General features: G+C 66.2%; 8 protein-coding genes. All 8 read right to left on the bottom strand.

The window, feature by feature from the left end; all coding sequences use genetic code 11:
• Positions 1–74 precede the first annotated feature (74 nt).
• Positions 75–1,748: a glycoside hydrolase family 3 protein gene (locus VE26_RS14805; RefSeq protein ID WP_046105923.1), complete on the bottom strand. Its 1,674-nt coding sequence runs from the start codon at positions 1,746–1,748 to the stop codon at positions 75–77.
• A gap of 193 nt (positions 1,749–1,941) precedes the next feature.
• Positions 1,942–2,265 (bottom strand): thioredoxin, encoded by a 324-nt coding sequence (trxA, locus tag VE26_RS14800; RefSeq protein WP_046105922.1) that lies wholly within the window; start codon positions 2,263–2,265, stop codon positions 1,942–1,944.
• A 142-nt stretch (positions 2,266–2,407) separates the two neighbouring features.
• Positions 2,408–5,839 carry a double-strand break repair helicase AddA gene (addA, locus tag VE26_RS14795; protein ID WP_046105921.1) on the bottom strand — a complete coding sequence of 1,144 codons (3,432 nt, stop codon included), beginning with the start codon at positions 5,837–5,839 and terminating at the stop codon, positions 2,408–2,410.
• Positions 5,836–8,853 carry a double-strand break repair protein AddB gene (gene addB, locus VE26_RS14790; RefSeq protein ID WP_046105920.1) on the bottom strand — a complete coding sequence of 1,006 codons (3,018 nt, stop codon included), beginning with the start codon at positions 8,851–8,853 and terminating at the stop codon, positions 5,836–5,838. Before addB ends, addA begins: the two co-directional genes overlap by 4 nt.
• Positions 8,850–9,542 carry a nucleotidyltransferase family protein gene (locus tag VE26_RS14785; RefSeq protein WP_046105919.1) on the bottom strand — a complete coding sequence of 231 codons (693 nt, stop codon included), beginning with the start codon at positions 9,540–9,542 and terminating at the stop codon, positions 8,850–8,852. The genes addB and VE26_RS14785 overlap by 4 nt, the downstream gene beginning before the upstream one ends.
• Positions 9,543–9,625: 83 nt before the next feature.
• On the bottom strand, positions 9,626–10,606 hold the full coding sequence (gene accD / locus VE26_RS14780) for an acetyl-CoA carboxylase, carboxyltransferase subunit beta (RefSeq protein WP_046105918.1): 981 nt from the start codon (positions 10,604–10,606) through the stop codon (positions 9,626–9,628).
• Between the two features lie 113 nt (positions 10,607–10,719).
• Entirely contained in the window at positions 10,720–11,544 is an 825-nt protein-coding gene (gene trpA, locus VE26_RS14775; RefSeq protein ID WP_046105917.1) for a tryptophan synthase subunit alpha, read from the bottom strand.
• A complete protein-coding gene (gene trpB / locus VE26_RS14770) occupies positions 11,541–12,758 on the bottom strand; it encodes a tryptophan synthase subunit beta (protein ID WP_046105916.1) in 1,218 nt (405 codons plus the stop codon). Before trpB ends, trpA begins: the two co-directional genes overlap by 4 nt.
• Positions 12,759–12,764: the final 6 nt, after the last annotated feature.

Below are 12,764 nucleotides of genomic sequence, written 5' to 3'. Positions count from 1 at the left end.
CGCCCATGTCTAGCGTGCTGGCCCGGCTGATGGGAAGGACGGAACCGGCGCAAACCGTTCCATCCCCCGTCGGCTCAGTAGCGCGCCTGCTCGCTGCCGCAAAAAGCATCGACCGGGCTTTTGCCCTCGAAGGCGCTGCGCCCCATGAGCGCATCGACCACGGCCGCCTGCATGGCTTCGTTGGAGCCATAGGCGTTGACATAGGTGGGCACGCGCGGTGCGTCGTGAAGATAATAGGGGTAGCCCAGCGAGACCATGAGTACCGGCAGGTCGTGCCAATAGCGCTTCATGGCGCCGAACACGGTCCCCGTCAGTTCTTTCCAGTTGAGGAAGATACGCTGGCGGGTGAGCAGGGTTTCCTCGGCGAGCAGATAGAGCGCCAGATCGAAATCCTTGGGATCGAAGGCCATGCCGGGCGCATATTCGGTGATCTCGAAGCCCTCGCGCCAGAGCATGTTGGGCAAGCTCAGTGGCAGGGGATGGGGCGCGAAGGGCTGGACGGCGCCAGTCGAGAAGACGATCACCCGCCGATGCCGCTCGGGCGAGAGCGGCAACAGACCCGGCACGTCCTTGACCAGCGTGGGCACGCGGGCTGTCACGGACTTGGCCAGCTGCCGGCTTTGCGGACGCTCGAGCACCGCACGGGCCGCGTCGAGCCCGACAGGCGGACGATCCGGCTTGTGAAGGCCCAGCGCAGCCTTGAGCGCCAGGACGCGCGTCACGGCCTCGTCGACCCGTTCCTGGCTCAGCCGGCCATCGGCGACGGCCTTGACCAGGTACATGAGGTCGGTCGTGGGATCGTCGGAGAACAGGATGACATCGCAACCGGCGACAACGCATTGGGGAATGGTCTGTTCTCGTGGTCCCCAATCGCCGAACCCGGCCATGGGCGTGGCGTCGGACACGATGAGGCCGTTAAATCCCAGCTTTTCGCGCAGCAGCGTCTGGTTGAGCACGCGGCTCAGCGTGGCGGGACGAAAGGCCTCCCCCTCGGCTTCCGGCTCGAGTTCGCGCACGAAGGCGGGAAAGGCGATATGGGCGCTCATCACGCTCATCACGCCCGCATCGATGGCCGCGCGATAAAGCCGTCCGAAACTGGCTTCCCAGTCGTCGAGGCTCAGCGGATTGACGGTAGTGACCAGATGCTGGTCGCGATCGTCATAGCCTTCGCCCGGCCAGTGCTTGACGGTGGCGGCGACGCCCTTGGCCTGGAACGCGCCGATCTGGGCCAGGGAATGCCGCTCGATCCGCTCGACATCCGAGCCATAGGAACGGGTGCCGACAATCGCGCTCTGCCAGGCCTTGTTGATGTCGATGACCGGCGTGAAGCTCCAGTTGAGCCCTGCAGCGCGGGCTTCTTCAGCCATGAGAGTGGAAATGGCCGTCGTCGCCTCGACATCGTCCACGGCCGCCAGACCCAGGGGATTGGGCACTTCGGTGCCGAAGGGCAGGCTCATGCGGCTGCCCTCGAGATCGGCGCTGACTAGCATGGGCACGGGGCCCGCCGTATCGACGTGCTGCATCAACCCGATTTCGGCAGCCAGGTCGGCGGAGTAGATGCGGGTGATGCCGCCCGGCTTGAAGCTGCGCATCGCATTGAGCGCCTCGTCCGGGGCTTCGCGCGACAAGAGCACGAAGAGCTGGGCCAGCTTGTCCCGCGCCGACAGGGAATCGCGGGTTTGATGCACCCAGGCCATGCCAGCTTCATCGAGATGAAAAGGGGCGGCAGAAAGATCGATATTGGCCAAGGCGGCTCCCCCGTCACGGTAGCGTTATCGTTATCGTCGCCATGCTTAACAGGAGGGATGCGACCGGAACAAGCCGGGTCGGTGCCGGCCTATCCGCGCCGTCCGGGTCGGACGGCGGCCATGTCTTTGACAGGCGAATGAAAAAGGCCGCCGAATGGCTCCGGCGGCCCATGGGTAATCTCTGGTGTCCAGATCAGGCGGCGTGGCCCTCGAGCCACTTGGTCAGGCCCGCCTTGGGGGTGCCGGCGCCAATTTTCATGTCGGCAGCCTCGCCACCCTTGAACAGGATCATGGTGGGGATCGAGCGCACGCCATACTGGGCAGCGATCCCGGGGTTTTCGTCGACGTTGAGCTTGACGATCTTCACCTTGCCTTCGAGCTCGGTGGACAATTCGTCCAGGACCGGAGCGATGGCCCGGCAGGGACCGCACCATTCTGCCCAGAAATCGACGAGGACAGGCTCGTTGGAATTAAGGACTTCCTGGCCGAAATTGGCTTCGGAAACAGCTTTGGTCATGGTCTTGCCTTCCTAAGGGGCGCTTCGCGATCCCCGCCGGGGAGCGAAACTCAGAATTTTCAGTGTCGGACCGTCCGGGTCCGACAGGCGGCGGTGTGTTTGCTCCCAAAGCTGGTGAGAGTCCAGCCCTGGTTCAAGATGCTCACCGCAGGGTGAATTCCGCCCGCGCCGCCTCCAGCAATGGCTCGGGCAAATTCATCAACGATTTCAACTCGGTCCACAGGATCGCCGCAGAGACGGAACGACCCGGGAAAAGCTGGCCTGCAACCAGTGCATAAAGCGCCAATTGCGTTCGGTAGTTCCAGGGCACGTCCTCGGGCCGCGCAGGCACCTGTGCGTCCGACTTGTAATCGACCACCAGCACGCTTGAGTCGTCAACCACCAGGCGGTCGATGCGGCCCGTGAGGCGGACCGGTGCGCCCCTTTGCAGCGCGGGCACGAGGAAGGGGACTTCCGCCCGGCTCGTCGGGCCGAACAGCGGCGACAGATCGGGCCGCGAGAGGATGGAGATGGCCCGCGCCGCCAGTCCATCATGACGATCGGGCCGATCGGGCAGCAGGGTTTCCAGCGCCCGGGGCGCCACGCGGTCCCAATCGCGCGGGGCGACCTTACCCAGATGCTGGAGCAGGGCGTGGAGCGCCAGGCCATCCTTGCGCGCGCCCTCGGCGTCGCGCGTCTCCTCGACGAGGCTTTGCAGGATCGGCTGTGGTCCCCTGTCGGTTCTGGCCCGCGATGGCGAAACGAGGCTAACGACCGCAGGCTCGGGCACCGCCCGGGGGACGAATGGCGCAGGAGCGGGCGGCGCGCCCGCCGCGCTCCCGGAAAGGGCAGGTTCGGCAAGTCCTGGATAGACCAAAGCCGCGATGGCGCCAGCGGCGTCGTGCAATGGAACAAGATCGGGTTGCAGGGCCTGCTCGATCGCCTCGTACCAGCTCCCGGCCAGGAGGGCCTCCGGGCTCGAACCGGCCCCGAGCGTGCCGGTGACGTAGAGTTCGTCCTCTGCCCGGGTCATGGCCACATAGAGCCGGCGCCAATATTCTTCGGCCAGGGCGCTGTCGATACTCTCCTTGACCGGCAGGGTGGCAGCGTCGTGCTGGCCCTTGGCCGAGGCATGGACGAGAAGCGGGCCGGGATGGCGATCGAGCACATAGACCGGCTTGCCGGTCATGGTGGCCGACGGCTTACTGGCGGCATCGGCCAGGATGACGATGGGGGCCTCGAGCCCCTTGGCACCATGCACGGTCATTACGCGGACCCCGCCCCCGCTTTCGGCCAGTTCGCGCTTGATGGTCACCGAGCGGCGACGCATGTCGACGGCAAAACCCTGCAGCGAGGGCTGCCCGCCCTGCTCGTGGGCAAGGGCCAGCTCGAGCAGCTCGGAAAGCACTTCGTCGACTTCCATGCCCAGCCGGGCGTGGAAGCGGCGCAAACCGCCTTCCGCATAGAGAATGGCAGAAAGGAATTCGAACGGCCGGTCGGTCTCGAGCGTATCGCGCCAGCGCGCCAACTGGGCAGCTGCGGCGCGGGCTTCAGGTCGCGGCGAGGCGAAAAGTGCGGCATGAAGGCTCTGGCCCGCCCTGCCATGGGCGAGGGCAAAAAGGTCGTCTTCGGACACCTCGAAGAGCGGCGAGCGCAACAGGGCGGCCAATTGCAGGTCATCGGCGGGGTTGAGCAGCACATCAATCAGCGCAAGAAGGTCGAGCACGGCGATATGGCCAGTCACGGCGAGCCGGTCGGCGCCGGGGGTCGGCAGGTTTTCGGCCCGAAGGGCCCGGATGATCTCCTGGAAAAAGGCCCCGCGTTTCTGCACGAGGATCAAAACGTCATCGGCGCTGATCGGGCGCTGGCGCTGGCCGAGCACGCGGCCCTCATCGATCCACGCCCGGACCTGGCGGGCAATACGCAAGGCCACCTGTCGCGCTGCACTCTGCTCGGCCTCGACGGCCTCGCGGGGCCACTGGCTGGTATCGCGCTCGGTTCTGACATCCTGGATCGGAGGCCAGAGGGTGACGCTGCCGCCCTGCTGGATGCGCGCAGCCTCATGAGCCACCTTTTCGGCCGCCAGCAGCGCCGCGCGAATATCGGGCCTGTCGGTCACCCGGTCCACGGCTTCGAGAATGACGCCCAGCGTGCGAAAGCTCGTATGCAGCGGTACGCGCTGGAACGGCTTGTCCGCGGCCCGGGCGCGGCGGGCCATGTCGAGGCCGGTTTCGCCGAACAGCACGGGCTGGGCGCCCTGGAAGGAATAGATCGACTGCTTCTGGTCTCCCACCGCGAAGATGGAGCGCGGCCGCTCCACCGCGCCGGCACCGGAAAAGAACTCCTCGGCCAGCGCCTTGACCACGCGCCATTGCCGCTCATTGGTGTCCTGGCTCTCATCGACCAGGATATGGTCGATGCCGGCATCGAGCTTGTACTGCACCCAGGGGGCGATGGCGCGATCATCGAAGAGATCGCCGAGCTTTTCGATCAAGTCGTCGAAATCGAGCAGGGCATGGCGGCTCTTGTCGGCGTCGTAGCGCGCGCGGATGGCCGCGACCACATCGAGAATGGCCTCGGACCGCGCCACCAGCAGCGCGGCATTGCGTTCGCTCTCGAGCGCCACCAGCCGCTCCTGCTCGGCCAGCAGCAGGTCGTGGAGATGGGGATGCGCCTCGATCTGCTTTTTCACCATCAACCGGGCGCGCGGGGTGCCGGTGCCGGTAAAGAAGGCGTTGCGCAGGCCGGACAGGTCTGGATTTTCCGGGTCCAGGCGGGCGAGGAGATCGACACAGGCCTTGCCCTGCGGATCGCCGCCCAGGCTTTTGACGATGTCGCGCAGGGCCGGCGGGGTCAGAAGGGTTTCCGACACCAGCCGCGCCTCGATCTCGGCCGGTTTTGCGCCGCCATAGGCCAAGAGATGGCGCAGCCGCGCCTTGGCTGACGGCAGATCGGCGAGAACCGGCTTGAGCCGGGCGCCCTCGGACAGCGCCGACTGGATGGCCTTGGTAATGGCGTCGTCGCTCAAAAGCCCGAAAAGCGTCTCGACCGCTTCGGCATGGGTGCCACCGCGCAGGCCTTCGGCGAGCACGCTCTCCCGCGCCGAGAGCACCATCTGCACCTGCTGCTCGTCCTCTATGACGGCAAAGTCGAAGGGCACGCCGGCCTCGATGGGAAAACGGTGCAATACCGCTTCGCAAAAGGCATGGATGGTGAGGATGCGGAGGCCGCCCGGCGTCTCGAGGGCACGGGCAAAAAGGGTCCGGGCATCGCGCAGCATGGCCGGGCTCGGCGGACTGCCCACCAGCTCGGCGAGGTCCTTGTGGAGTTCGGCCGGTTGCGCCAGTGCCCATTGCGCCAGCCTTGCACCGACGCGCTTGCGCATCTCTGCGGCCGCAGCCTTGGTGTAGGTCAGGCAGAGGATCGATTCAGGCCGCGTGCCTGCGAGCAGCAGGCGCAGCACCCTATGGGTCAGCACATAGGTCTTGCCCGACCCGGCATTGGCTTCCACCCAGATCGAATAATCCGGATCGCTGGCCCGGGCCTGGCTGTCGCGGGTATTGGAGGGAATGAGGAGGTCGCCGCGATCGCTCATGCCTCGTCCTCCCCGTCGACGGCCAGCCATTCGGCCATGCGCGCCAGATGATCGTATGGGCCGGCGAAACGCTGCGTCTTGAGCGGCAGCAGCCGCGCCGGAAGCGGGGTTTCGCGCAGGAGGAAGAACTCGATATGTCCCTGCATGCGGCGCCAGATTTCGTCGGCGGCGGCCATCACATCCATGCCTTCAGCCAGGGCAAAGGCGCTGGGGGTGAACGCTTCGGGCCCAAGGCCGATCTTGATATAGGTGAGCGCCGAGGAGGCAGCGGCCGGGACCGGCATGGCGCCGGCCTTTGCCATCAGCGCCTCGAGCGGCAATTGCGGGGCCTCGAACGCTTTCATGCTGGCGCCCGACGGCGGTGAACCGGTCTTGAAATCGAGAATTTCGAGCGTGCCGTCATTCAGTTCGTCGACCCGGTCGGCTTCCCCGGTAATGAGGAAACCGGGGCCCAGCGGCACCTGCCATTCGCCCCGGATTTCGGCATGGCGCTTGCGTACCCTCTCGGCGCGATCGCGCTCGAAAGCCAGAAATTGCGTGGCGGCGGTGGAAAAGCGGCGCAGCCAGATGTCGCGCCGCTCGCCGATGGCGTCGAGGCCGGCAAATTCGGCATTGGCGATGGACATCAGCACGTCCGGCGCCTCGGGCGCGAGCACGTCATGGCCCTCGTTGACGAAGCGGGCAAAGATGGCGTGGACGATGGTGCCCCTTTCGCGCGCGTCCGGGTCCTCCCCGAGGGCATCGAGCGGGCGCAGGCCCAGCACATGCTTGGCATAAAGATCGTAGGGCGAGCGCATCAGCGTCTCGACCTCGGTGACGGAAAGCCGGGTGAGACGCGGCGTAAAGGGTGGATTGGGCGCCGGACGGATGGCCGGCCGGCTGGCGGTGACGGCATCGAGCCGACGCGCATCGACCCTTGCGACCTCGCCGCGGCGGCGCAGCGCCCGGGCATGGTCGGAGCCGATAAACGCGTCGAGCCGCTGCACGAGGCGGGAGGGCAGAGCCGGGCTCGCCCCGATGCGATCGGCATAGGCGAGGATCACCTCGCCATTGCCCATGGCCTGGGCGAAATCGTGGGCTGCAAGGCCCTGCATGCGCTCTGGCGGTTCAAGGCCCGCGGCGAGGCGCATGCCGCGGCTGAGCCAGGGGCCCGGATCGGCCGGAGCCGGCCATTTGTCTTCATTGAGCGCGGCCAGGATCAGCAGGTCCGGGCTCATCAGCCGCGCCTCGAGCTGACCCCAGATGGCGATATCGGCACGCCGGGTCTGGTGATTGCGTACCTCGAAGCCGCTCATCAGCGCGAACAGTACGGCGTCGAGCCCGAACGGGCCGAAATGGTGGCCGTAGCCTGCAAGACCTGCCATTTCCCTTGCCCAGTCCATGACGATATCGCGCCCGTCGAGCGATGCGCCGTCGCTGATGGCAGAAAGGCTCTGCGACAGCGCCGAGGCAAGGCTTGCTGCATCCATCCGCTCGCGACCCAGCAGCGCGATCATCGGAGCAAGCGCGGCTTCAAGGCGGTCGAAAAGATCGCCCATCGCGCTGGCATCTTCCGGGCGGATAGGCTTGCGGCGGATGCGGGCCGTTTGGTCGCTACGCAATGCAAGGAGGGCGCGCAGGCCGGAAAAGCCTGCGGCCGGGCGCTGCCCGCGCAGGAGCAGCAGATCGAGGCGATCGACCAGGGGCGCCAGGGCCGATGGGTCCAGCCCCAACCTGGTCGCCCGATTGCGCAGCAGAGCCATGAGATCGACCGGCGCGATGCCATTGGCCACAAGGCTCAGGATCTGCCGCGCCAGGCGTCCTGCCGGGGAATGAAAGAGCGGCGCGCCGGCGGCGTCGTCGACGTGAATGGCAAACCGTTTCAGTTCGGCAGCAATGCGGCGGGCCAGGTTCCGATCAGGCGTGATAATGCCCACGGTGCGGCCGGCCTCGAGCGCTGCCCGTCCCGCCAGGGCAATGGCACGCGCCTCCTCGTCCTCGTTGCGCGCCTGGATGATAGCGACGCCGTCCAGGGCTGCCTCAAGGTTTTCCGGCGCGGGGCGATGCGCGGCCCAGTGGGCGGTATCGGCGGTGAGCGCCAGGGCGTGATTGACAAGGGCGGTGCGGGGATGCGGCGCCGGACAGAGTTCGCGTATATCGGCAACGGTGTGGAGCCCCAATTGGCCCAGCAGATGGGACAGGCCATATTGGGGATGGCCATGGGGATTGGTGTCGCTGCGCCGCAAATCGGCGAGCGTGTCGGCGCTCAGGGCCATGTCGAGCCCGGGCAGCACGAGGGCACCGCGCGGCAGGCCCGTCACCGCCTTGAGCAGCCGCGCCGTTGCCGGGATCGAGCCGGTGGAGCCAGCAGCAATGACGGGCCGCTCGCCATAAAGATAGGGTGCCGCAGCGGCCTGCCGGTCGAGCCGGGTCCGGCGCAGGGCAGAAGGATCAGCCAGGCCCTCACTTTGGAGCATGGCGGGCCAGGCGGTGAGCGCGATATCGAGGAAGGTCAGGGTCTGCTGCCAATATTCGCCCAGTTCCTGGGCCATATCGGTGCCGATGGCGCGCAGATCGGCAGGGCTGCGCTCCTCGATCAGGAGGTCGTCGATCACCCGGCCGAGCGATTCGGCCATGGAAAAGATCTCGGCTGCCCCGGGAGGACTGGAAAAGGCCTGGCGCCCGCGGTCGCTATAGGCCCATTGCGCGACCAATTGAGACAAAGTCAGCCGCCGCCGCAATCCGCTCGCCTTTTTGGGAAGCGCTGGCGCATCGAAGGGCGGCAGGAAGGGCTCCTCGTCGGCTTCCTCGCCTCCGAAGGTGCGGATATCGGGGAGCAGGCCGGTAAAGCCGGGATGAGCGGCAAAGGCTTCGGCCAGCGCCTGGCGGGCGCGCTGGGTCGGCACGATGATGGTGACGTCGCTGAGCCAGAACGGCGCACTGCGATCCCAGTCGCCCAGAAGCCGACCATCCATCACCGCTTGTGCCAGGCAGGGCAGGAACGGCGTCGAGGGGGCGATGGAATAGACGTTCATGGCGCCAGGGCCTTTTCGGCCGCGTCCAGCCCGGCCGGATCGCCGACATGATACCAGGGTGCATCGAGCACGACGCCGTAGAGCCGTTCGTCCTCGAGTGCCGCGTCGATCAGCAGGTTGAGCGCAAAGGGCCCGTCCGGACATTCGGCGAAAAGGCTTTTGCCGATGAGCATGACGCCGCCATAGATGACCGGTGCGCCCCAGTCGCGTGTCACCCGCCCCATGGGGTCGAGACAGAAATCGTGGCTGCGCGCAAAGCCATGGGCCCGATGCGGCTGGATACACAGCAAAACAATGTCCGGAGGCTCCTGGTAACGAGCCCGCATCCGTCCGAGCGGGGCATCGGCTCCCTCGGGCCAGAAGGCATCAGTGTTCATGACGAAAAAGGGGTCGGAATGCAGCATGGGCAGCGCCGCCCTGACGCCCCCGCCCGTGCCCAGCAGCGTCTCCTCGCGATTGACCTTGAGCAGCCCTCCGAAATGGGCCAGCACCTGGTCGGCGCGATAATGGGCATTGGCCACGAAGCGCTTGGCGCCCTCGGCGCGGGCATTGGCCATCACCCGCTCGATCAGCGGCCGGCCGGCCACCGGCACCAGCGGCTTGGGCAGGGTATCGGTCAAGGGCCGCAGGCGCGTGCCGAGCCCGGCCGCCAGCAGCATCACGTCAGGGAATCGGCTTGTCGTATCCATGCGCGGGATATGAAAGGCAGGCGCCGTGCTTGTCCAGCACAAGCAGACCTGCCGCGTGATCGCGGCAAGGTCGGACGGTCGGGCTACTCGGCGTGAGCAGCCGCCGCTGGCGGATCGATATCGTCGTCGCCCTCGGCGGCGACAGCGGCGTCGCGCATGCTGGCCTGGGCGGTGATCGCCCTGGTGGCCGAGGCGGTGATGGCCTCGTTGGGGGGCGCCTTGGTCAGGATCGCCGCCAGCGAGCCAATGGTGGAGCGCAGGTTGTGGCGGTGCACCACCATATCGACCATGCCGTGGCTGTAGAGATATTCCGAGCGCTGGAAGCCCTTGGGCAGCTTTTCGCGGATGGTCTGCTCGATGACGCGCTGGCCGGCAAAGCCGATCAGGGCGCCCGGCTCGGCCAGGTGAACGTCGCCGATCATGGCATAGGAGGCGGTGACGCCGCCGGTGGTGGGATTGGTCAGCACCACGAAGAAGGGCAGGCCCGCTTCGCGCAGGCGCAGCACAGCCACGGTCGTGCGCGGCATCTGCATCAGGCTGAGCACGCCTTCCTGCATGCGCGCGCCGCCTGAAGCGACGAAGAGCACGAAGGGGGTCTTGAGGCGCAGGGCCGTTTCGAGCCCGGTGATGATCCCCTGCCCGGCGGCCATGCCCAGCGAGCCACCCATGAAATCGAAATCCTGGATGCCCACGGTCACGGCGCGCTCGTAGAGCTTGCCGGTGGCCACGATGACGCTGTCGTCATAGCCGGTCTTGGCGCGGCTTTCGCGCAGGCGGTCGGTATAGCGCTTCTGGTCGCGGAACTTCAGCGGATCGACCGGCACGGAAGGAACCGGCACGAGGTCATATTTGCCGTCATCGAGGAAGGTCGCCAGCCGGTCGGCCGGCTTGATCTTCATGTGATAGCCCGAATTGGGCACGACCCACTGATTGGCCTCGAGATCGCGATAGAACACCATCTCGCCCGATTCCGGGTCCTTGACCCAGAGATTTTCCGGGGTATCCCGCTTGGGATTGAGGATCGAGCGGATCTTGGGGCGGACGAAATTGTCGATCCAGTTCATGGCGCGGCCTTTCGCGGGTGATCGTTGCGGATCACGTAGTCGTCAATTGTGGCAATTCTTATCAGGGCCGCCGCGACAGATCAAAGCCGGGCGCGCGGCGCCTGTGGACAGTGTCAGGTCCGGGCCCGTCTCACCCCGGCGGCAAGATCGGCGACGATATCGCGCACGGCTGAAACGGTCGTGTCGGTCGCCTCACCGTCGCGCAAGGATTTGGCCACCGCGTCCACCAGGACCGAGCCGACCACGATGCCGTCGGCATGCCTGCCGATATCGGCGGCATCGTCGGCGGTCTTGATGCCGAAGCCCACAGCAACCGGCAGGCTGGTATGGCTCTTGATGCGGTCCACGGCCTCGCCCACGGCGCCGCGCGACTTGATGACGGCGCCCGTCACCCCGTTCATCGAGACGTAATAGACAAAGCCCGAAGTGTTCTCGAGCACGACCGGCAGGCGCTTCTCATCGGTGGTGGGGGTCGTGAGGCGGATGAAATTGAGCCCGGCCTCGAGGGCGGGAATGCACAATTCTGAATCTTCCTCGGCCGGCAGGTCGACGACGATCAGCCCATCGACACCGGCCTGCCTGGCGGCCGCGATGAAGCGGTCGACGCCAAAGCCATAGATCGGGTTGTAATAGCCCATGAGCACGATCGGGGTTGTCTCGTCCTTGCGGCGGAATTCTTCCACCATGCCGAGCACGCCCAGGATGGTCTGCCCACCCGCCAGTGCCCGCTGGGCGCTGAGCTGGATGGCGACGCCGTCGGCCATGGGATCGGAAAAGGGCATGCCCAATTCGATAATGTCCGAGCCGGCCTGCGGCAGGGCATTGAGGATGGCCTGGCTGGTGGCGAGGTCGGGATCGCCCCCCATGACATAGGTGACGAGAGCCGGGCGGTTCTCTGCCTTGCACTGGGCGAAGCGGGCGTCGATGCGGGTGGTCATGCCTTGAGAAGTCCCAGATATTTGCCGACGCTTTCCACGTCCTTGTCACCGCGGCCCGAAAGGCAGAGGACGATGGACTGGTCCTTGCTCATGGTGGGGGCCACCTTCATCAATTGCGCCAGACCATGCGCCGTTTCCAGCGCCGGGATGATGCCTTCGAGCCTGGTCAGCAGCTGGAAGGCCTCAAGAGCCTCGTTGTCGGTGATCGGCGCATAGGTGACACGCTTGCTGTCGTGAAGGAACGAATGCTCCGGGCCGACGCCGGGATAGTCAAGGCCCGCCGAAATCGAATGGCCCTCGAGGATCTGCCCGTCATCGTCCTGCAGCAGATAGGTGCGATTGCCGTGCAGCACGCCCGGGCGCCCGCCGGTCATGGAGGCGGCATGGCCGTTCTCGACCGCAATGCCATGGCCACCGGCCTCCGCGCCGTAAAGGGCGACGTCGGGATCATCGAGGAAGGCATGGAAGGTGCCGATGGCATTGGAGCCGCCGCCGACACAGGCCACGACGGCGTCGGGCAGTTTGCCTTCGAGCGCCTGGAACTGTTCCTTGATTTCGGTGCCGATGACCGACTGGAAGTCGCGCACCATTTCCGGATAGGGGTGCGGGCCGGCGGCGGTGCCGATCAGGTAATAGGTGCTTTCGACATTGGTGACCCAGTCGCGCAGGGCCTCGTTCATCGCGTCCTTGAGGGTGCCGGCGCCGGCCGTCACGGGACGGACCTCGGCACCCAGCATCTTCATACGCAAGACATTGGGCATCTGTCGCTCGACATCGGTCGCACCCATGAAAATGGTGCAGGGCAGGTCGAACTTGGCGCAGACCGTTGCCGTCGCCACGCCGTGCTGGCCGGCGCCGGTCTCGGCGATGACCCTGGTCTTGCCCATGCGCTTGGCCAGCAGGATCTGGCCCAGGCAATTGTTGATCTTGTGGCTACCGGTATGGTTGAGCTCTTCGCGCTTGAGAAAGACGCGGGCGCCGCCCAGATGCGCGGTGAGGCGCTCGGCAAAATAGAGCGGGCTCGGCCGGCCGGTATAATGGGTGGCAAGGTCCTTGAGTTCGGCGAGATAGGCCTCGTCGACCTTGGCGGCCCGGTATTCCCGTTCGAGATCGAGGATCAGCGGCATCAGCGTCTCGGCGACAAAGCGCCCGCCGTAAATACCGAAGCGGCCATGTTCGTCCGGGCCATTGCGCAGGGAATTTATGCCGTCCATATCGTC

The sequence above is a fragment of the Devosia chinhatensis genome (assembly GCF_000969445.1).
In the GTDB taxonomy this organism is placed as follows: Bacteria; Pseudomonadota; Alphaproteobacteria; order Rhizobiales; family Devosiaceae; genus Devosia; species Devosia chinhatensis.
Note: the sequence above shows the minus strand (reverse complement) of the source record. Positions and strands in the feature narration are given on the sequence as shown.

What these genes read in the sequence shown, in the direction of transcription:
- trxA (WP_046105922.1), bottom strand. Translation starts at nt 2,265, where the DNA reads ATGACCAAAGCTGTTTCCGAAGCCAATTTCGGCCAGGAAGTCCTTAAT.
- addA (WP_046105921.1), bottom strand. Translation starts at nt 5,839, where the DNA reads ATGAGCGATCGCGGCGACCTCCTCATTCCCTCCAATACCCGCGACAGC.
- addB (WP_046105920.1), bottom strand. Translation starts at nt 8,853, where the DNA reads ATGAACGTCTATTCCATCGCCCCCTCGACGCCGTTCCTGCCCTGCCTG.
- VE26_RS14785 (WP_046105919.1), bottom strand. Translation starts at nt 9,542, where the DNA reads ATGGATACGACAAGCCGATTCCCTGACGTGATGCTGCTGGCGGCCGGG.
- accD (WP_046105918.1), bottom strand. Translation starts at nt 10,606, where the DNA reads ATGAACTGGATCGACAATTTCGTCCGCCCCAAGATCCGCTCGATCCTC.
- trpA (WP_046105917.1), bottom strand. Translation starts at nt 11,544, where the DNA reads ATGACCACCCGCATCGACGCCCGCTTCGCCCAGTGCAAGGCAGAGAAC.
- trpB (WP_046105916.1), bottom strand. Translation starts at nt 12,758, where the DNA reads ATGGACGGCATAAATTCCCTGCGCAATGGCCCGGACGAACATGGCCGC.